17 protein-coding genes are annotated in these 19,156 nt (G+C 65.9%); 11 read left to right on the top strand and 6 right to left on the bottom strand.

Annotated elements, in window-relative coordinates; translation table 11 throughout:
• Nucleotides 1–18: 18 nt before the first annotated feature.
• From AC1AZA_RS00085 to AC1AZA_RS00070, 4 genes are all read left to right on the top strand, one after another.
• Nucleotides 19–837, top strand: a complete 819-nt coding sequence (locus AC1AZA_RS00085) for a carbohydrate ABC transporter permease (RefSeq protein ID WP_476512719.1) — start codon at nt 19–21, stop codon at nt 835–837.
• The gene (locus AC1AZA_RS00080; RefSeq protein WP_476512718.1) at nt 821–2,191 is read left to right on the top strand and encodes an MBL fold metallo-hydrolase; all 1,371 of its coding nucleotides are present in this window, start codon (nt 821–823) and stop codon (nt 2,189–2,191) included. Before AC1AZA_RS00085 ends, AC1AZA_RS00080 begins: the two co-directional genes overlap by 17 nt.
• Before the next feature lie 63 nt (nt 2,192–2,254).
• On the top strand, nt 2,255–3,538 hold the full coding sequence (locus tag AC1AZA_RS00075) for an ABC transporter substrate-binding protein (protein WP_476512717.1): 1,284 nt from the start codon (nt 2,255–2,257) through the stop codon (nt 3,536–3,538).
• A gap of 143 nt (nt 3,539–3,681) precedes the next feature.
• Nucleotides 3,682–4,458 (top strand): HAD family hydrolase, encoded by a 777-nt coding sequence (locus AC1AZA_RS00070; RefSeq protein ID WP_476512716.1) that lies wholly within the window; start codon nt 3,682–3,684, stop codon nt 4,456–4,458.
• 377 nt (nt 4,459–4,835) lie between these two features.
• On the opposite strand, the gene AC1AZA_RS00065 is transcribed toward AC1AZA_RS00070, so the two are convergent.
• Nucleotides 4,836–6,380, bottom strand: coding sequence for a C69 family dipeptidase (locus AC1AZA_RS00065; protein ID WP_476512715.1), 1,545 nt, complete (start codon nt 6,378–6,380; stop codon nt 4,836–4,838).
• Nucleotides 6,381–6,513: 133 nt separating this feature from the next.
• Here AC1AZA_RS00065 and AC1AZA_RS00060 point away from each other — a divergent pair, with 133 nt between their 5' ends.
• Together AC1AZA_RS00060 and AC1AZA_RS00055 are read left to right on the top strand one after the other, a co-directional pair.
• Nucleotides 6,514–7,863, top strand: coding sequence for an MFS transporter (locus tag AC1AZA_RS00060; RefSeq protein ID WP_476512714.1), 1,350 nt, complete (start codon nt 6,514–6,516; stop codon nt 7,861–7,863).
• 34 nt (nt 7,864–7,897) lie between these two features.
• The gene (locus AC1AZA_RS00055) at nt 7,898–8,257 is read left to right on the top strand and encodes a YccF domain-containing protein (RefSeq protein WP_476512713.1); all 360 of its coding nucleotides are present in this window, start codon (nt 7,898–7,900) and stop codon (nt 8,255–8,257) included.
• Nucleotides 8,258–8,356: 99 nt separating this feature from the next.
• On the opposite strand, the gene AC1AZA_RS00050 is transcribed toward AC1AZA_RS00055, so the two are convergent.
• Nucleotides 8,357–8,605, bottom strand: a complete 249-nt coding sequence (locus AC1AZA_RS00050; protein ID WP_476512712.1) for a hypothetical protein — start codon at nt 8,603–8,605, stop codon at nt 8,357–8,359.
• Between the two features lie 113 nt (nt 8,606–8,718).
• On the opposite strand from AC1AZA_RS00050, the gene AC1AZA_RS00045 reads away from it, so the two are divergent.
• Nucleotides 8,719–9,567 (top strand): aldo/keto reductase, encoded by an 849-nt coding sequence (locus tag AC1AZA_RS00045; RefSeq protein WP_476513144.1) that lies wholly within the window; start codon nt 8,719–8,721, stop codon nt 9,565–9,567.
• On the opposite strand, the gene AC1AZA_RS00040 is transcribed toward AC1AZA_RS00045, so the two are convergent.
• Complete coding sequence (locus tag AC1AZA_RS00040; protein WP_476512711.1) at nt 9,564–10,481, bottom strand: CPBP family glutamic-type intramembrane protease; 918 nt, start codon at nt 10,479–10,481, stop codon at nt 9,564–9,566. The two genes, AC1AZA_RS00045 and AC1AZA_RS00040, sit on opposite strands and share 4 nt — an antisense overlap.
• An 867-nt stretch (nt 10,482–11,348) precedes the next feature.
• Between AC1AZA_RS00040 and AC1AZA_RS00035 the strand changes: the two genes are divergently transcribed.
• The gene (locus AC1AZA_RS00035; protein WP_476513143.1) at nt 11,349–11,966 is read left to right on the top strand and encodes an alpha/beta hydrolase; all 618 of its coding nucleotides are present in this window, start codon (nt 11,349–11,351) and stop codon (nt 11,964–11,966) included.
• A gap of 38 nt (nt 11,967–12,004) precedes the next feature.
• Here the strand turns inward: AC1AZA_RS00035 and AC1AZA_RS00030 are convergent, their stop codons facing one another.
• From AC1AZA_RS00030 to AC1AZA_RS00020, 3 genes are all read right to left on the bottom strand, one after another.
• Nucleotides 12,005–12,337 (bottom strand): branched-chain amino acid transporter permease, encoded by a 333-nt coding sequence (locus AC1AZA_RS00030; protein WP_476512710.1) that lies wholly within the window; start codon nt 12,335–12,337, stop codon nt 12,005–12,007.
• Entirely contained in the window at nt 12,334–13,185 is an 852-nt protein-coding gene (locus tag AC1AZA_RS00025) for an AzlC family ABC transporter permease (RefSeq protein WP_476512709.1), read from the bottom strand. Before AC1AZA_RS00025 ends, AC1AZA_RS00030 begins: the two co-directional genes overlap by 4 nt.
• A gap of 287 nt (nt 13,186–13,472) precedes the next feature.
• The gene (locus AC1AZA_RS00020; protein ID WP_476512708.1) at nt 13,473–13,712 is read right to left on the bottom strand and encodes a hypothetical protein; all 240 of its coding nucleotides are present in this window, start codon (nt 13,710–13,712) and stop codon (nt 13,473–13,475) included.
• A 282-nt stretch (nt 13,713–13,994) separates the two neighbouring features.
• On the opposite strand from AC1AZA_RS00020, the gene AC1AZA_RS00015 reads away from it, so the two are divergent.
• From AC1AZA_RS00015 to AC1AZA_RS00005, 3 genes are all read left to right on the top strand, one after another.
• A complete protein-coding gene (locus tag AC1AZA_RS00015; protein ID WP_476512707.1) occupies nt 13,995–14,876 on the top strand; it encodes a MurR/RpiR family transcriptional regulator in 882 nt (293 codons plus the stop codon).
• 300 nt (nt 14,877–15,176) lie between these two features.
• Complete coding sequence (locus AC1AZA_RS00010; RefSeq protein ID WP_476512706.1) at nt 15,177–15,977, top strand: ABC transporter ATP-binding protein; 801 nt, start codon at nt 15,177–15,179, stop codon at nt 15,975–15,977.
• Between the two features lie 5 nt (nt 15,978–15,982).
• Nucleotides 15,983–18,853 (top strand): extracellular solute-binding protein, encoded by a 2,871-nt coding sequence (locus tag AC1AZA_RS00005; RefSeq protein WP_476512705.1) that lies wholly within the window; start codon nt 15,983–15,985, stop codon nt 18,851–18,853.
• The last annotated feature ends 303 nt before the right edge of the window (nt 18,854–19,156 follow it).

Raw genomic sequence — 19,156 nt, 5'->3', positions numbered from 1 at the left:
AAGTGAAGTGAGTGACTCATGAAGCACATCGGTCTGATTCTTCGCTACGTGTTCATCGTCGCGATGGCCGTGATCACGCTGTTCCCGTTCGTCTACATGCTCTCCGGCAGCCTGATGACCTACCAGGAGGGCACGAGCATCCCGCCCACGCTGGTGCCCGCCGTCCCGCAGTGGGGCAACTTCGCCGAGGCCATGCATCAGGCGCCGTTCGCACGCTACTTCGTCAACACCATCCTCGTGGCGGGCGCCTGCACGCTGGGCACCATGGTCACCACTGTGCTGGCCGGCTTCGCGCTCACCTGTCTGGACTTCAGGTTCAAGAAGACGCTCATGGCCTGCCTGGTGGCGCTGCTCATGGTGCCCTACGAGATCGTGGTGTTCACCAACTACAGCACCATCGCGGATCTGGGCCTGCTGGACACGTATCCGGCGCTCATCCTGCCCTCGCTGGCCAGCGTGTTCTACATCTTCTACCTCACGCAGTACCTGACGGCCGTTCCGCGCACCTACTACAACGCGGCCAAGGTGCAGGGCTGCGGCGATCTGGAATTCATCTGGAAGGTGATGCTGCCCATGTGCCGGCCGGCGCTGTTCACGATGGGCCTGCTGCTGTTCATCGGCGGATGGAACAACTTCCTGTGGCCCATCCTCGTGACCAACACCACCGAGATGCGTCTGATCAGCAACGGTCTGAGCGCGTTCGCCTCGGAAAGCGGCACGGCGGTGCAGCTGCAGATGGCCGCGAGCGCCATCACCATCATCCCCATCCTCGTCCTGTACGCGATCTTCCACAGGCACATCATCGAAGGAGTTGCTCAAAATGGCATCAAAGGCTGAGTTCGGCGTTCCCGCGGCTCGCGGACCGCGTCGCGACCGCACACGCGTCACGTTCTACCGGGGCGTGCGCACGATCGGCGGCAATCTCATCGACGTGGAGTACGGCGACAGCCACGTCATGTTCGACTTCGGCTGCGCCTACGATCCCGGCGCCGCCGAGCAGCCGCGGAACCTCCCCGATCTGGTGCGTCTGGGCCTCGTGCCCTACCTGCCGGGCATCTTCGACCGGGACATCCCGGTGCCCGGCCACGAATGGCACGCCGACGACCACGCCCATGCGGCCGTGTTCCTCTCGCACGCCCATCTGGACCACACCAAGATGGTCAACTACCTCGACCGCAGCATCCCGCTGTACGCCTCGAACGACACGAAGGCCGTGCTCGAGGCCATGAACACGCACGACGACTTCGACTTCCCGCCGTTCGCACGCGAGCAGGGCGACGCCTCGGCGCCGCACACGCGCCCGATCAACGGCCTGCCGTACGGCGGCGCGGTGCGCATCGGCTCGATTACGGTCACCCTGCTGCAGGTGGACCACGACGCGTACGGCGCGAGCGGATACATCATCGACACGCCGGACCGCCGCATCGCCTACACGGGCGACATCCGCTTCCACGGGTTCCTCAAGGACAAGACCTACGCGTTCCTCGCGGCCGCACGCCGCGCGGACATGCTCATCATGGAGGGCACGGCCCTCTCGTTCTCCGAACCGGGCGTGGGCGAACCCCGTCAGGAAGTCACCGAGGAGGAGGTGTGCGAGCGGATCGCCGCGCTGGTGGGCGACAACGCGCACCGGCAGATCACGTTCAACTACTACCCCACGAACCTCGACCGCATCCGCCATCTCATCCACGCGGTGCCGCGCATGACGGTGCTCGCCGAGCACGAGGCCGCCGTGTACACGGCGGTGACCGGCGAGCAGGTCTACTGGTTCCGCGGACCCGGCGAGCCGGAAGGCGCCGACGAGGCCGTGCGGCTCGACCCGGCGCTCGAGGTGCCGCTGGACGCGCTCCTGAACGACGAGGGCTCCTACTTCTGGCAGCTCGACGACGCCACGCGCGCCGCGCACCAGAAGGACCTGAAGCGCGGCGGGCTCTACGTGCACACCGGCGCCGCCCCGCTCGGCCCCTACGACCCGTCCTACGAGCCGTTCTTCCGGAGCTTCGCGGATCTGGGCATCGACGCGCAGCGCATCAGCTGCGACGGGCATGCGACCGTGGAGCGCGAGTTCGAGATCATCGACACGGTCCGTCCGCACGTGCTCGCGCCCGTGCACGGCGAGCATCCGGAACGCTACCGCAACGACTACGGCATGATGATCCTGCCCGAGCGCGGGCTCGTGGTGGAACTGTAAGCACAACGCTTATCCCGAAATCAGAACACTGAAGGAAACAAGGAACAAGAAAGTAGAACAACCATGAAGCAGTTCAAGTACGTCAAGGCCGTGGCCGCCGTCGCAGCCCTCACCATGGCGCTGGCCGGATGCGGTTCCGGCAATTCCAACGGTGCGGACGCCGAGGATGCGCCTGTCACCACCATCGACAAGGACGTGGAGATCACGTTCTGGCACGCCATGACCGGCGCGCAGCAGACCACCCTGCAGCAGCTGACCGACGAATTCATGAAGGCCAACCCGAAGATCAAGGTGACCCTGCAGAACCAGTCCAGCTACGGCGACCTGCAGCAGAAGCTCACCGCCACCATGCAGAGCCCCAAGAATCTGCCCACCATCACGCAGGCCTACCCGGGCTGGCTGTCCCAGGCGTTCGAGGACGGCACCGTCGTCCCGCTGGACAACTACATCAAGTCCTCCGACAAGAACCTCGCGTTCGACAACTGGGACGACGTGCTCCCCGGCCTGCGCGAGGGCGTGACCTTCGACGGCAAGATCCTCGGCATGCCGTTCAACAAGTCCACCGAGGTGCTGTGGTACAACAAGACCCTGTTCGACAAGCTCGGCATCAAGGTGCCCACCACCTACGACGAGCTGGTCGCCGCCTCGCAGAAGATCAAGCAGTCGGAGAACATCCCCGGCATCGGCTTCGATTCGCTGTCCAACTTCTACATCACGTACCTGAAGAACAACGGCACCGAGTTCAACGAGTCGCTCGACGTCTCCGGCAAGGCCTCCCAGGATGCGTTCAACTGGTACGGACAGGGCGTCAAGGACGGCACCATGCGCATCGCCGGCACCGACAAGTACATGTCCGGCCCGTTCGGCAGTCAGAAGGTGGGCATGTACATCGGCTCCAACGCCGGCGAATCCTTCGTGAAGAAGGGCGCGGAAGGCAAGTTCGAGTACGGCGTGGCCCCCTACCCGGCCAAGTACTCGCTGCAGCAGGGCACCGACATCTACATGTTCGACTCCGCCACGCCCGAGCAGCGCACCGCCGCGTTCATGTACGAGAAGTTCCTGACCAGCAAGGACAGCCAGATCACGTGGGCCGTGGGCACCGGCTACATGCCCGTGCGCTCCAGCGCCATCAAGGACGACAAGTACACCAAGTCCGGCAGCAGCATCGCCCCGATCCTCGCCGACGCGACGAAGAACCTGTTCACCGCGCCGCTGTCCGCCGCCTCGCAGCAGGCCGTGGACGACACCGATTCCGCGCTCGAGGGCTACCTCGCCAACCCGTCGCAGAACCTCACCGACGTGCTGTCCCGCTACAAGGGCACGTTCGATTCCGACGTGAAGCAGTGAGCCCGTCCCGCTGACCTGCCCGCCGGCGGCTATGATCGCCGGCAACCAATCCCATGAACGGCTCCCCGGATTCGCCCCGAACCCGGGGAGCCGTTCGCTTGCCGCGCTCATTGCATTGCATTCGCTTCATCGAAAGGACCATCATGACCGTTTTCAACTGCTCTCCCATGTATCCCGACCGCAAGGTGGCGGTCTTCGACTTCGACGGCACGGTATGCCTCGGCTCGGCGCCGGTGTGGGCGTACGCCGACGCGGTGTTCGCGCACATGACCGACCGCGAGGCCGAGGCTGCGCGCAACGATCTGGGCCGATTCCTTGCCGACCCGACCGCGTTCCCCGACTGCGAGGACGCCTACGACGTGGTCCAGCGCGCCGCCGTGCAGGCCCGCGTGCCCGCCGAGTTCACCGGCGAGGCGTATCTCGCCTCCCGCCGCGCGCTGACCCAGGGCACGCTGGACGTGCGTCCGCCTGAGGGGCTCGGCGCGTTCCTGGACCGTCTGGCCGACGCCGGCTGCGCGTGCGTGCTGGTGACCAACTCGCCGATCATCGGTCTCAAGGAGACACTGACGCGCTTCGGCGTGCTGAACCTGTTCGAGGCCATCCTGCCCGGATCCGGCAAGCCCGACGGCTGGACGGACGTGATCCGCCGGCTCATCGGAGGCGACGGCGCCCGCGAGGACGGCAACGGCGGCACCGGAGCCGATCAGCCCGCGCAGGCCGCAGCCGGAACCGATACCGCCGCGGAAGGCCGCGTCCACCGCCTGCTGAGCATCGGCGACCACTGGATCAACGACATCGCCCCCGTCGCCCGCCTCGGCTACGCCACCGCGTACATCCACGAGCCGATAGCCGGCCGGAACCCCACGTTCTGCGCGCCGCGTCTGGCGGACATGACGGACGACATCCTGACCCGCTTCTGAGGCTTCCGGGCCGCCGCGCGCTGCCGATCCGCACTGCCGGACTTGCGCCGCGCGATACCGGGCAACCCGACCCGCGGTCCATACTGCCCGCTCCGCGTGCACGCTGTCCGTGTTACCCGCCGTTCGCACCGCCGTTCGCACTGCCTATCCCGCGTGCCCGCTACCCGTCCACTGCACGATCGGTCCAACCTGTACCCCCAAATTCGCAGCTTGGACCGAATGGAAGAAAAATCAGCCTCCGAGGGGCCGTTTTTTCGCATGATCGGTCCAAGCTGCCAAAACAGGGGCACAGGTTGGACCGAATGGAAGAAACCGGTAGCGCGTGCTACCGGTCCGCGCTACCGGTCCGCGCTACCGGTCCGCGCTTCGGGCCCGCGCTACCGGTCCGACATGGCGAACGCGTTGCGCATCAGGTTGCTGGACGTATACAGTACCTGAGCGAGCAGGTCCGCAGTCTGCGTCTTGAGGTAGTCGGCCATGGCCTGGTTGGCGAGCTCCAGATCACCGAACACCTCGTGCGGCTCCTCGCTGCGCGTCTCGTCACTCACCGTCGCGTCCGCCTCGGCGGAATCCACGGCGGCGTCGGTGTGCGCGATGAGCCGGTGCCCGTAGGTGAGCACGTTCTCGCGGTAGTGCTCGATGGCATTGCGGTTCGCCACGTAATGCGGGTCCGCCAGCGCGGCGATGATGCGGTTGGTCCAGTACAGCGAGTCGGTGCTCACCTCCGCGGTGGTGTTGTTCAGGTATGCGGGCGTCTGCGTCACGTTCGCATAGAACGGGGCAAGCGACGTGAACGGATTGGAACCGTAGGAGATCCACATCACCGAACGGTTCGACTCGGAGACGTACGGGCGGATCTGCAGCGCCACGAGCTGCCCGTTGCGGTTGATGCCGATCGGACGGTAGCGTCGGCGCGTCTCCTCGGTGCCGCGCGTGCCGTACGGGTCGTACGGGGTGCCCTCGAAGTGCGAGCTCATGAGGAAGTCCACGTCCTCGATGCTCACCTTGCTTTCCGGCCGACGGCACCACGGAATGTCGTCCGAGTCGGGCGTGTAGCGGGCGGCGGGCGAATCCCAGTCGTCGCTCGGGTTGAGGTAACGCTGCATGTACCAGGCGCGCGGCGTGTTGTAGATGTGATCCCGGTCGGAGCGCGTGCCGAACAGGCGGCGCGGATTGAGGTGATGCGGGTCCGCATCCATGGACACGTCGAGATGGTTGGAGCCGATGAACTCGCGCATGTCCGCGCTGCACATGTATTCGCGCTGTTCGCCGAGCGCGTCCTCGAGGTCGAAGTCGTCCAGCCCGAGCTGGTTGGGGATGGCCGCATAGCAGTCGTCCGGCACGCGGCGGGCAATCCAGTGGTGGCCGCCGATGGTCTCCACGTACCAGATCTCGTCCACGTCGGAAATGGCGATGCCGTTGGCCTCATACGTGCCGTAACGTTCCAGCAGCGCACCGAGCCGCTCCACGCCCTCGCGCGCGGTATGCACGTACGGCAGCACGAGCGTGATGAAGTCCTCCTCGCCGATGCCACCGGGCTGTTCGGCGCGGTATTCCGGCGTGCCGGGCTCCCCCACGGCCGGGCGCAGCGCCACCATCGGGTCTGCGGCGAGCACCCGCTCGTTGACCGCGATGGTTTCCGTGGCGCTCATGGCCACATTGTGCACGCTGGCGCCGGCCTCCGCGAGGATGCCGCGGCCGGGCAGCGCGTTGGGCACGATCGCATACAGGCACGGGTCGTCGGGCAGGTCCTTGGTCATGTGGCTCAGCTCGCTCACGTAGTGCCGCGGCTGGTCCTCGGGCCTCACCGCCACGAAGCGCTTGGGATCGTACCTGCCGGAACCGGAATCGTCGTTGCGGGCCACGATCGTGGAACCGTCGTAGCTCGCATCCTTGCCGATGAGAATAGTGGTGCATGACATGGCCTCCACTGTAGGAGCAACGGTAAACGTCGGCACTGCCGGCGGCGGACGGTGGACGGAGACCGGCCGACCGACAACCGGCAACCGGCCCCGGGGCAATCCGCCGGACACCCGCGCGCGCTACCATGTGCTCGTGAACGAGAGAGCGAACGCACGCCAATCCGACCGTATCCCGATCCCGGCCCCGGACGCCGGCACCGCCCGTCAAGACGGCACCCGTCTCGGCGGCTCCCGCGCATACCTCATGTGGGGCATGGGACTGCTGGGCTACCTGTTCGCCGTGGTATGCCGCTCCTCGCTGTCCGCCACCGGCATCGAGGCCGCCAACCACTTCCACACCACGAGCACCGCACTGTCCGGATTCCTGTACCTGCAACTGTTCGTCTACGCGCTCATGCAGGTGCCGGCCGGCGTACTGCTCGACCGGTTCGGCGCTCGGGCGCTCATCGCCTCGGGAGGCCTGCTCATGGCGGCCGGCCAGTCCACGGTGGCGCTCGCGCCGGTCACGTGGCTTGCGGTGGTGGGCCGCGGCGTGGTCGGACTGGGAGACGCACTGGTGTTCATCTCGGTGGTCCGGCTCGTCTCCGCATGGTTCCCGGTCCGTCAGGCGCCGCTGCTCACCCAGCTGACCTCGGTGATCGGCGGTCTCGGGCAGATCATCTCCCTCTACCCGTTCGCATGGCTGCTGCATCTGACCGGCTGGCAAGCCGCGTTCCTGTCCGTCGCCGGCGTAGGCGTGTTCGTGGCGGCCGCGGTGTTCCTGTCGGTGCGCGACGATCCGCATCAGACCTCCCGCCATCACGACCGCCCCGCAGGCGGACTGGCTGCGGCGGTGCGCGGATTCGGCGCGGCCCTGCGCTCCCCGGGCACGATCTGCGGTTTCTTCGTGCATTTCAGCACCTGGTTCCCGATCAACATGATGAACCAGCTGTGGGGTCTGCCGTTCCTGCTGGCCGTGGAGGGGTGGTCTCGCGGGCAGGCCAGCGCCTATCTGGGCGCCGGCGTGGTGATCAACATGGTGTTCGGTCCGGTCATGGGCCGTCTCGCCGGCATCCATCCGATCCACGGTCGCGCCGCCGTGGTGTACGTGTCCGTGGGCGCGCAGATCCTGCTGTGGACCGTGCTGTTCCTCACTCCGGGACCGCACCCGACGTGGTTCATGGTCCTGCTGCTCATCGCCATGACGAGCGGCGGCCCCGCCTCGAACATCGCCATGGACTACGTGCGGGACACGAACCGACCGGCGAATCTCGGCTCTGCCACCGGGTTCGCGAACACGGGCGGGTTCCTGTCCTCCACCATCGTCTTCCTGGGCTTCGGCCTGCTGCTGGACATGCAGGGCGCCACCGATCCGAGCCTGTACACCGCGCAGACGATGCGCATGGCCGCACTCATCCAATACCCGCTGTGGACGGTGGGGCTGACCGGCTTCACGCTCATGCTCCGCCCCACACTGCGGCTCATCCGCGCCCGCGGGGACTGACCCGCCGGCCGTTGCGCCTCGCTATGCTGGTTCCATGAGATTTCTTGGCAACGTGCTGTGGATCGTTCTGGGCGGTCTGGCCATCGCGATCGAGTGGGCGGCGGTCGGGCTGGTGCTGTGCGTCACGATCGTGGGCATTCCCCTGGGGTTGCAGGCCTTCAAGATGGCCGGGCTGACGCTCACGCCGTTCGGTATGACCGTGCGCTACGGCGGCGGGTTCGGCTCGGCGGCGGCCAATCTGGTGTGGGTGGTGCTGGCCGGCTGGTGGCTTGCGCTGAGCTACGTGCTCGCCGGACTGGTCAACTGCGTCACGATCATCGGCATCCCGTTCGGCATCCAGTCGTTCAAGATGGCCAAGCTCGCGCTGTTCCCCTTCGGCGCGGACGTGCGCTAGAGCCAGTGGAGCGTCTGCATATTGCGCCATCATGTTGGCTGAACGGCGGCAGATGGCTCCTGCAGCGGGACATTACGTCATTGACGGATGGGCCGGCCGTCAGCCCTGTCTGCTGATGCCGCCCTTGTGGCCGGTCGCCTTGAACGGCATGAATCCCTTGCCCCGGCCTTTGCCCTTGCCGTTGCCACCGGTGACCGCGCCCACCGGACAGCCGCCGGGCCATACCTTGCCGGAGCATGTGCGCTTGGCGTCGAGCGCCTGCTGCCACGGCGTGCGGCCGGCTTGGCCACCGGATTCGCCGGACTGACGGGCGGCATGCCCGGGACCGGAATGGGAAGAAGTCGTCATACCTGCCAGTATTACCATGAAAGTGCATCACGATCATGGCATCCGGCCGCCCCGCAACCATACCTACCTGCGAGCCCGATGCCGTCCCAGTCCCAAGGAGGCACACCATGACGCTGCTCGAACCGCCCGCCATTCCCGTCCGCCGCGCACACGACGGCCTCGAACTGCCCGCCATCGGCTTCGGCACCTACAAAGTCAATGGATTCGCCGGCGTGAGCGCCATCCGTTCCGCGATCGAGGTGGGCTACCGGCTCATCGACTCGGCGTTCAACTACGAGAACGAGGGCGTGGTCGGCCGTGCGATCCGCGAATCCGAAGTGCCGCGCGAGCAGATCATCGTCACCTCCAAGCTGCCCGGCCGCCACCACCAGTACGACCAGGCCCGCGCCACCATCGAGGAAAGCGTGGCTCGCATGGGACTCGACTACATCGACCTGTACCTCATCCACTGGCCCAACCCGTCTCAGGGCCAGTTCGTCGAGGCGTGGCAGGCGCTCGTGGATGCGCAGCGGCAGGGCATCGTGAGGCACATCGGCGTGAGCAACTTCCTGCCCGGGCACATCGACCTGCTCATCCGCGCCACCGGCGTCACCCCGGCGGTCAATCAGGTGGAACTCCACCCGTTCTTCCAGCAGGCCGACCAGCGCGCATACGACGACGCGCACGGCATTATCACCGAGGCGTGGAGCCCGCTCGGCCGCGCCAACCAGATGCTCAAGGACCCGACCGTCGTGCGCATCGCGGAAAAGCACCATGTCTCCCCCGTCGCCGCCATCCTGCGCTGGCATCTCCAGCTCGGCGACGTGGCGATCCCGAAGTCCACGCACCCGGACCGCCAGCGCGCCAACCTCGACCTCACCGGCTTCACGCTCGACGAGGACGACATGGCGCAGTTCGCCGCCATGGACAATCCGGAGGGCTACACGTTCGGGCAGAACCCGCACTGGCACGAGGAGCTCTAAGGCTTCGCATCCTGCCGCCGCTCCGCTCGACACCGCCGCCGGACCGCCAGCCACCGCCATGCGATCGTCGCCGCCCAGATAACCGGCGTGGCGACGATCGCGCCGGATGCCACGAGCGGCCAGGACGACCCGGCGACCGCGGTGAGGCTCGTCATCGCGGTCGCCACGTCGTACATGCCGTGCGCCACGATCATCGGCGTGATCATGCCGACCCGCCGGTACAGCATCACCGCCAGCACGGGCCACACCGCAATCGCGAATGCAGCCCAGCCGTAGTACAGGTGGAACGGCACGCGCAGGCCCACCGCCACGCACGTCACCAGCCACCAGGGAGCGCCCACCCATCTCAGGGCCGTCACCGTGAATCCCAGCAATACCAGCTCCTCGGTGGGGCCGGCGAAGAACATGTTGACCAAGTACAGTGCGGCCGCCGCCCCGCTTTCATACCGCGTGCCGAACGGATAACTGTGGAACGTGGTGCGCAGCAAGGCCGAAGCCACGTCGATCGCGGCGAACCCGGCGAGCATGCAGAATACGTAGGCGAATCCGGCGTCCCACCAGCGGCGGAGGGTCTCGCCCGGTTTCCGTACCGGGATGGGGCGGAAACGGAAACCCGCGCGGGGTCGTGTACCGGATCCGGCGGCCGCCCCACCGCCGGCACGGCGTTCGTGCGGCCGCGGCCGCACGAACGCGAATCCGCAGGTCAACCGCCGGACCGCGCAGAACGCCGCCGCTGCAGCGGCGGTCAGCAGCACATGGTTCCCCAGTCGGCGCATCTGTCCCGCCACGGTAACCGTGCCGGACGTGTTCGCGCCGGAATCCGCAGTCAGGGCACGAATCGCCGCAACGATGCCGTCACCCCAGCCCCACCGGTACAGCGCCGCCAGCACGGCGATCACCGCAATTACCGCCACGGCCCGGCGCCCACTGGCGACCGGACGTATCCATACGTCGAGTGCATTCGCCGTTCCGAGTCGGAGCATGCCCGGGTCCGCACTGTATGCTCCGGCATCGGGTCCTTCGTTATGGGTACCGGTCATATTCGGAGCATTCAGGGCATCTGGGGCATCCGACTTCCACGCTGTCATGCCGTGCACTCTAGCAGGGCAACATGATGCCGCGCCGGGCTCACCGGTGCGGGGAACCCGGCGGATGCTCCCGAGACCAAGGAACCAAGCGGTCCGCAACCGCAATGCCAAGGGCTTTCCGCGCTCGTGGGGAAGATTCCGGACGATGCGGCAAGCCATCTGCGCTCGTGGGGGACATTGCCGCGGCCATACCGGCATAAAAACACCGCATCGCAACGCCATGACGCCAGTGTCCATGCCTTTGGGCGTACAGAAGTCCCCCACGAACGCAGATACCATCGCGCAGATGCCGGAATCTTCCCCACGAATGCGGAATAGCCGCAATGCCGAACGACATTACCCTCCAACAGCGCCCGTCGCATCGGTCCATCGCCGCATCCGGCGGACCCGGCGGCCGGAGCCGGGCCGCCGATGCGGGAGTGAAGGCTGAACGGCAGGGGCACTATGCCGGTACGCATTGCCGCACGCCGCTTGTCGATCGAGAGACGCAGCTTTCCGGGACGACGCCCGGGTACGCATTGCCGCACGGGCCGGCCGAGGGCGGCGATATCCCGTCGCGCACCATGATGCCACGCCGCCATATAATGAAGCCACGCGCGCCGGCGAGCGCATCGCCGCAGAAAGCCAAGGAGGCCAGCCATGCCGCATTCCCCATTCTCGCAGGCGGAAAGTCCGTCGGCGCTGCCGGTGAAGCTGCGCTTCGCCGCATCGCTCGGCAGCGCCGGCGACGGCCCGCTGTTCCTCATGTTCCACGGCTACGGCAACGACGAGCGGGAGATGATCCGCATTCTCGACGCGGCCGTTCCCGGAGCAGACTATTTCTCGTTCCGCGGCACCCACGACCGGCCGTACATGGGAGGAGCCTACTGGTATCCGGACGGATGCGACGTGGAGGAGCGCCGGCGCGCATGCCACGCAGTCGGCACAGGCGTGACGGGCCTGCTGGATGCGTCGGCGTTCGCGCATCGACGGAAAGTGCTGGTCGGTTTCTCGCAAGGAGGCTATCTGTCCTACCGGCTGACGCTCGAGCACCCCGACCTGTTTGACGCGGCGATTCTGCTCAGCCCGTCGTTCCGCGGCGAGGAACATGCAGATCCGGCCGCGCTCGGCAGCAGGACCGCGTTCCTGCTGCTGTACGGCGCCGAGGATCGGGTCATTCCTGCGGCCGATCAGTCCGCAGCCCGCCGCGTGCTCGGCGCGACCGGCCGCTACACCTACCGCGAATACCCGGGCATGGGCCATGCGGTGTGCGACGGGGAGATCGCAGACATTCGAGCCTTCGTGGAGAACCTGAACGGTCGAAAGGCCTGATCGACCGGCGGATCTGACCGCTCGGAGAATCTGACCGCTCAGAAGACGAGCTGCACGAGCACCATGTAGAGCACGGTTCCTCCGGCGATGGACACCAGCATGCTGCGCTTCCACCAATGCAGCAGAATGATCGCCGCGATCGCTATGGCTTCGGGAATGCCGTGCGAGCCGGATGCGAACGAGACGTCCTTGAGCGAGTAGACCACGAGCAGCCCGGTCATGGCGTACGGCAGCACCTTGCCGAGGTAATCCACGAGCTGCGGCGGGCGTTTGGAGTCCGGGAACACAAGGAACGGCAGGAACCGGGTGAGCATGGTGCCGAGCGCCACCACGGCGATGGTCGTCACGGCCTGCCAGACGGTCATGGTCATCGCGCGGTCTCCTTGTCCCCGCCGTTCCCGTCCCCGCCGCGGTCGTCCAGCAGGGGTCGCAGGGCGAGGAACAGGACGAGCATCACGACCATGGCGGGAATCATGAACCGGCCCGAACCGAAGATCAGCAGGCATGCCACGGACGATGCCACGCCGATGATGGCGGGCAGGTGTTTGCGCGCGGCGGCCGCAACCGCCGTGGCCATCGCGCCGACCGCGGCACGGGCCCGCTCGCGGAAGGCGGACGGCATACGCAATGCGCCGCGGCCCGCCGACCGTCCGCCGCGCTCGATCTGCCGTTTCCTGCCCATCCACTGGTCGAGGAAGATCGTCAGAAACAGTGCGGTGAGCACGAATTCGATGCCACGCGTGCTGAACGGCAGCATCCCGCCCGCCAGCCATCCCAGCGCCGCGCCGGCGATCCAGTACCAGCGGTTGAGCACAGAGACGAACGTCATGAACCAGCCGTGGTCCACGGTCGGCGGAATCTGCGCGCTGGAGTTGATGGCGAAGGTTTCGTCGCACATGGCGAAAATGAGATACGGTTTCTTCCAGCCGAGCCCGCGGAACCGGCCCAGCATGGACAGTCCGTAGAACAGGTGCCGCGCGTTGACCATGAGTGCGAGCAGGAACGCGGCGAGGGGATCGAACGCGGAGAGCAGCAGGTTCACGGTCACGAATTCCATGGATCCGGCGAAGATGAAGAACGCCATGCCCACCGGATACCAGAAGCCGAAGCCCTGCGCATGCATGAGCAGCCCGTAGGATCCTCCCAGAAACAGGAATCCCGTGGCGATGGGCACGGTGAGCGGGAACGCGGCACCGAACGCAGTGCGAATGGCCGCCATCCGAACGGACTTGTCGTTCCGAGCGTCGTTTTGCTCGTTCTGGCCGGTTCGGTCGGCTCGACCGGCTCCTACCCGAGCGGATTCGTCGGCACGGATTCCGGCCTGGCCGGCGGCCCCGGACCATCCGTCCCGCCCGAGATCCGTCCCGCTCGCCATATGCGCTCGCACCGCCGCCTGCCCTTTCCATTTCGTCCGATTCAGACCCGCACCATCATAGTCGCGGGCTCGCCCGGACCACCCGCCACGTTCCGCGCAGCAGGGCGCCTCGGCACGGACGCGGCGCGCGCTCAGCCGACGAGCCGCATGAGCATGGGCAGCGCGGGCATGAGCACGGCGGCCCCGAAGATCACCATGAGCGTGCCGAGGAACAGGAACGGTCGGGTCATGCCTTCCCATGCGGGCAGCCGCCGCACCGTGCGCACGCCGTAGGTGACGCCCGAGAGCACGAATGACAGCATGCCGAATACGAACAGCGGGCCGCCCACCACCAGCAGACCCATCTGCGAAAGCAGGTTCATGTCCATCATTTTGGCCTCCTTCCAGCCGTTCGTCGGGGTTCGCATCCATCGCGCCCCGATTGTGTCTTCAGTGTCCCAGATCGCGCGCCGCCGCGCCCTCATGCGTCGGAATGATCATGACGTGCGTCCGTCACCCGCCCTCATCCTTGGGGATGATGCGCCCCGCAAGCCACGCCATGCCTTCCGGAAAAGTTCACCTGCGCTTCAACTACGTTGGCAGGTTCCGCCGCCGGCCCCTTTTAAGCTGGAGTACGTAGAGCCGTTCACATGATGAAACATGGAGCAAGAGCAATGGGTTCGACATCGCACATCATCGAGCGCATCAACCGTATCTACCCTTCGCTTCATCCGGCCGAGAAGCAGGTCGCCGCATTCGTGCGCGACCGCATCGACCTCATCGGTTCGCTCACCGTGGGGCAACTGGCCGAGCGCTGCGAGGTCAGCCAGCCCACGGTGATCCGTCTCACCCGCAAGCTCGGGTTCAACGGGTACCGCGAGTTCCGTTACGCGATCGCGCACCCGCAGCCCGAATCGGAAGCGCTGGACGAGGCGGCCTTCAACCCTCTGGAAGGGTTCAACCTGCATCCGTGGGACAATCCCGATGACGTACCGCACAAGACTGTGGCAGCCGCGACGACGATCCTCAACGAGATGCTCTCCACGCTTGACAACAAGTCGTTCCGCCGCGCGGTCACGCAGCTGTCCCGCGCGCGCGTGATCGACATCTACGCGGTGGAGGATTCGCTCGCCCCCGCCACGGACCTCAACACCAAGCTCAGCTACCTGGGCCTGCAGTCGCGCCTGCACTTCGACCCGTACCTGCAGCAGATCTCCGCCGCGCATCTGACGGCCGCGGATCTGGCGGTCGCCATCTCCTACTCCGGTTCCTCCAGCGACACGGTCAAGGCGCTGCGTCTGGCGAAGAGTCAGGGCGCGTCCACGCTGGGCATCACCAACAATGCGGGTACGCCCGTGGCCAACTGGTCCGACGTGACCCTGCTCGCCGGGCGCGATTCGCACACCATCTACGGCAACGCGATCTTCTCGCGCATCTCCCACGCCGCCCTGGTGGACATGCTGTACATGGGCGTGATCCTCACCGACTACACGCGCTACGCCGCCGTGCTCGACTCTTCGGGCCGCGCCATCGCCGACCGCGCGTTCGAGGCCTGAGCACGCGCGCAGCTCAGCAACCTGCGCGCACCAGCCATGCCCCATCGACTACGTTGACTACGTAGCTTCCGTGTAGCTTAACTTATTGTTCACCGCAGTTTGAACAACCTTTTCCCTGATGTCCCGTTCAGCCCCCACAACGCGCGCGACCATTGAATTGGTTCCGCAAGGGACCGGCAATACCAACCAAACAACAGCCAAAACCGCATAACTGAACACCGATCCCGCACGGCCCGAAGCATCCACGCTGTTTCGGAAGGGGAAGGCCGCGCACACATAGAAGCACGAAGGTCAAGGAATATGCTCGAACTCAAGAACATCACCAAGTCATTCGGGGACGCGCACGTCCTCAACGGCATCAGCCTCACTCTGGACAACGGCAAGATCATGTCGATCCTCGGCCCCTCCGGCGGCGGCAAGACCACGCTGCTGAACATCATCCTCGGCATCACCGAGGCCACGAGCGGCCAGCTCATCTACAACGGCGAGGACCTCACGGACGTGCCGATGGAGAAGCGCGGTTTCAACATCGTATTCCAGGACTACGCGCTGTTCCCGAACCTCACCGCGTACGAGAACATCACCTACGGCCTGAGGAACAACCCGGGCATCTCCTCCGAGAAGGAGATCAAGGACATGATTTCCCTGCTGGGCCTCGAGGAGCACCTGGGCAAGCGCATCGACGAGCTGTCCGGCGGCCAGAAGCAGCGCGTGGCGCTGGCCCGCACGCTGGTCATGAAGCCGAAGCTGCTGCTGCTGGACGAGCCGCTGTCCGCCCTGGACGGCGTGATCAAGGAGTCCATCAAGGCCAAGATCAAGCAGATCGTCGAGCAGTACAAGCTCACCACCATCATGGTCACCCACGATCCGGAGGAGGCCTGCACGATGAGCGACAAGGTCCTCATCATCAACCACGGCAAGATCGCCCAGTACGACACCCCGGAGAACATCATCGAGCACCCGGCGAACGACTTCGTCAAGAAGTTCATCCTCCACCAGCTCGAGGTAAAGCGCAACAACATCTACACGCTCTTCAACGAGGGCGACGCCGCGCAGGCCGCCGAGGCCAACGCGCAGGCCGTCCGGAACGCGGAGGCCTGATAGTCATGTCGGTCGAATCCATCCAGGCGGGCAAGCAACTGCCCAACGTCGCCCCGGAGATCTCCAACCACGAGCGGCGTCCCCGCGCCCCCAAGCAGACCGAGCTGTGGACGCTGCTGGTCATCGTCTCGATCGCGTTCCTCGCGTTCCTCGTGGTGCCGATGGTCACCGTCATCGTCAAGTCGTTCCAGACCGGCGACGGCGCGGCCACGCTGTCCAACTACTGGGCGGTGCTCTCCCGCCCCGAGTTCGGCACCTCGGTGGCCCACTCGCTCATCGTCGCGGCCACGAGCGCGCTGGTCGCCGTGCTGCTCGCGTTCCTGCTGGCCTATACGGTCAACTGCACGAACGTGCCGAACGGCCTGAAGAAGGCCATCACCCTGCTCACCCAGGTGCCGATGCTGCTGCCGACCATCACGTACGGCTTCGCCATCATCTACTCGTTCGGCAAGCAAGGCCTCATCACGCGCCTGTTCGGCTTCCAGCTGTTCGATATCTACGGCTTCAACGGCCTGCTCATCGGCTACGTGATCTACACGCTGCCCACGTGCTTCCTACTCATCAACAACAGCTTCCAGTTCGTGGACAAGAAGTTCATCATCGTCTCGCACATCATGGGAGACAAGCCGTGGACCACATTCCTCAACACGGTGGTCCGCCCGCTGATCGGCACGATGGCGATCGCATTCATCCAGTCGTTCTTCCTGGCGTTCACCGACTACGGCATCCCGACCTCGGTGGGCGGCGAGTACGACGTGCTGGCCATGACGCTGTTCAACCAGATGCTCGGCTCGATCCCGAACTTCAACCGCGGCGCCGTGATCGCCGTCGTGATGCTCATCCCCTCGATCATCTCGATCATTCTGGTGACCGTGCTCGAGCGCTTCGCGATCCGCTACAACAAGATCTCGCAGGTCGAGCTGCCCAAGGGCAAGAAGCGCGACTGGCTGTGCGGCATCGGCTCGATCGTCACCCTGGTGTGCGTGCTGAGCCTGTTCGCGGTGATCATCCTCATCCCATTCGTCACGGAATGGCCGTTCAACACGAGCTTCACGTTCAGCCACATCACCGCGCTGTTCACCGATTCGGAGCTCACGCAGGTGTACACCAACTCGCTGTACGTGGCCGTGATGACCGCCGTCATCGGCTGCCTGTTCGCCTACGCGGCCGGTCTGGTCACCTCCCGCTCGAAGCTGCCGAACTGGGCGCGCCGCACGGTGGACGCCATGAGCTCGATCATCAACACGGTCCCCGGCATGGTGCTCGGCATCGCATTCCTGTTCGTGTTCTCCGGCACGAGCCTGCAGAACACGTTCTGGATCCTCATCGTGGCGAACATCGTGCACTACTTCGCCACGCCGTACCAGATGATCAAGGATTCGCTCACCAAGATGAACGCCTCGTGGGAGACCACGGCGAAGCTCATGGGCGACAGCTGGTTCAAGACGATCGTGCGCGTGGTCACCCCGAACGCGCTGCCGACCATCCTGCAGGTGTTCAGCTACTACTTCGTCAACGCGATGGTCACCATCTCCGCGGTGGTGTTCCTGACCGGCGCCCGCACGCAGGTGATCACCACCAAGATCTCCGCGCTGCAGCACGTGGCCAAGTTCGACGAGATCTTCGCCCTGTCCCTGCTGATCCTGGCGACGAACCTGATCGTCAAGGGCGTGGTGGCGCTGCTCACCCGCGACCACAGCCGCGAGAAGGCGAAGGCGACCGCCAAGGCCAAGGTGCCGCAGGTGGCCGTGGCCGCCGCCGCGGTGCGCCCGGACGCCGCGCAGACCGCCGCCGCCCAGACCGCCGCGAACGGCAGCCCGGACTTCCCGCTGCCCACCTCCGGCAACCGCAGGGCCCGCAACATCTTCACCGGCGCGCTGTCCGCCGTGCTCGCGGTGCTGCTCGTGGCCTTCGGCTTCGGCGCGACCGCCTCGAGCGCGAACGGCCAGGTGGTCATCTACACCAACGCCGACGACGAGGCCGTGGTGGCCTTCCAGAACGCGCTGGACAACAACGGGTTCAAGGGCCAGTACATCATCCAGAGCTTCGGCACCTCCGAACTGGGCGGCAAAATGCTGGCCGAGGGCAAGGCGCTCGAGGCGGACATGCTGACCATGAGCTCCTACTACGTGGATTCCGCGCAGGACCGCAACCACATGTTCGCGGACCTCACGGACGTGAAGACCAAGCTGCTCGGCACCTCGGAGAACTCGAAGGCCCCGGCCTACCGCTCCCCGACCACCGCGCAGGAGGGTGCGATCATCGTCAACACGAAGACGCTCGCCTCCTCCGGCGTCCCGGAGCCCAAGAGCCTCAAGGATCTGGCCGATCCGCAGTACAAGGGCCTGATCTCCGTGCCGGACATGGAGGGCTCCTCCACCGGCTGGCTCATGATCCAGGCCATCGCGGATGCGTACGGCACGGGCGCTGAGGGACAGAAGATCCTCACGGACATCTACCGCAACGCCGGACCGCACCTCGAACAGTCCGGCTCCGGCCCGCTCAAGGCCGTGCGTTCGGGCGAGGTGGCCATCGGCTTCGGCCTGCGTCATCAGGCCGTGGCGGACAAGGCCAAGGGTCTGCCGATCGACTTCGTGGATCCCTCCGAGGGCAACTACTCGCTGACCGAGTCGGTGGCGGTGCTGGACAAGGGCCGCGCCACCAACCCGAAGGCGCAGCAGATGGCCGCCGTGATCATCGACAAGGGCCGCAAGGAGCTGCTCCAGACGTACCCGACCCCGCTCTACCAAGGCGAGAAGGCCGCGGCGAATGCCTCGAAGAACTCCAAGTCCTTCCCCCAGCCCCTGACCGTCGATCTGCTGCAAGAGCATCAGGACTTCTCCTCCGCCTGCAAGCGCGCAGCACAGAGCGAGTGACGGCCTAGCCAGCCCCTCGCCGCCCCCCCCCCGCATGGCCCGGTTGGCCCGGTCTCACGTCCTGAGCCTCCGGGCCATGCGGTTCCCCGCCCCATTACCATGTTTGGTAGGCCCTGATGGTCGGGGCCGGGTCGCCGGTTCCGGTATGACTCTCTCGCCCTGTCGTTGATGATCCGGGGGGTGTTGTCGCCGGGAACGGGGACGTTCGCAGACCGCTGATAGGAACCAGGCCGGCAGCACGGACGCTTCGGGGCGCATGGCGCAGGTCTCTCCGTAATGTGGGTGCGGCGCGGGCGTCCGGAT

The sequence above is a fragment of the Bifidobacterium sp. LH_389 genome (assembly GCF_056357235.1).
The sequence above is the reverse complement of the archived record's forward strand: the minus strand, read 5'-3'. Positions and strand labels throughout refer to the sequence as shown.

What these genes read in the sequence shown, in the direction of transcription:
- AC1AZA_RS00085 (WP_476512719.1), top strand. Translation starts at nt 19, where the DNA reads ATGAAGCACATCGGTCTGATTCTTCGCTACGTGTTCATCGTCGCGATG.
- AC1AZA_RS00015 (WP_476512707.1), top strand. Translation starts at nt 13,995, where the DNA reads ATGGGTTCGACATCGCACATCATCGAGCGCATCAACCGTATCTACCCT.
- AC1AZA_RS00025 (WP_476512709.1), bottom strand. Translation starts at nt 13,185, where the DNA reads ATGGCGGCCATTCGCACTGCGTTCGGTGCCGCGTTCCCGCTCACCGTG.
- AC1AZA_RS00010 (WP_476512706.1), top strand. Translation starts at nt 15,177, where the DNA reads ATGCTCGAACTCAAGAACATCACCAAGTCATTCGGGGACGCGCACGTC.
- AC1AZA_RS00020 (WP_476512708.1), bottom strand. Translation starts at nt 13,712, where the DNA reads ATGATGGACATGAACCTGCTTTCGCAGATGGGTCTGCTGGTGGTGGGC.
- AC1AZA_RS00005 (WP_476512705.1), top strand. Translation starts at nt 15,983, where the DNA reads ATGTCGGTCGAATCCATCCAGGCGGGCAAGCAACTGCCCAACGTCGCC.
- AC1AZA_RS00055 (WP_476512713.1), top strand. Translation starts at nt 7,898, where the DNA reads ATGAGATTTCTTGGCAACGTGCTGTGGATCGTTCTGGGCGGTCTGGCC.
- AC1AZA_RS00080 (WP_476512718.1), top strand. Translation starts at nt 821, where the DNA reads ATGGCATCAAAGGCTGAGTTCGGCGTTCCCGCGGCTCGCGGACCGCGT.
- AC1AZA_RS00070 (WP_476512716.1), top strand. Translation starts at nt 3,682, where the DNA reads ATGACCGTTTTCAACTGCTCTCCCATGTATCCCGACCGCAAGGTGGCG.
- AC1AZA_RS00075 (WP_476512717.1), top strand. Translation starts at nt 2,255, where the DNA reads ATGAAGCAGTTCAAGTACGTCAAGGCCGTGGCCGCCGTCGCAGCCCTC.
- AC1AZA_RS00050 (WP_476512712.1), bottom strand. Translation starts at nt 8,605, where the DNA reads ATGACGACTTCTTCCCATTCCGGTCCCGGGCATGCCGCCCGTCAGTCC.
- AC1AZA_RS00065 (WP_476512715.1), bottom strand. Translation starts at nt 6,380, where the DNA reads ATGTCATGCACCACTATTCTCATCGGCAAGGATGCGAGCTACGACGGT.
- AC1AZA_RS00030 (WP_476512710.1), bottom strand. Translation starts at nt 12,337, where the DNA reads ATGACCATGACCGTCTGGCAGGCCGTGACGACCATCGCCGTGGTGGCG.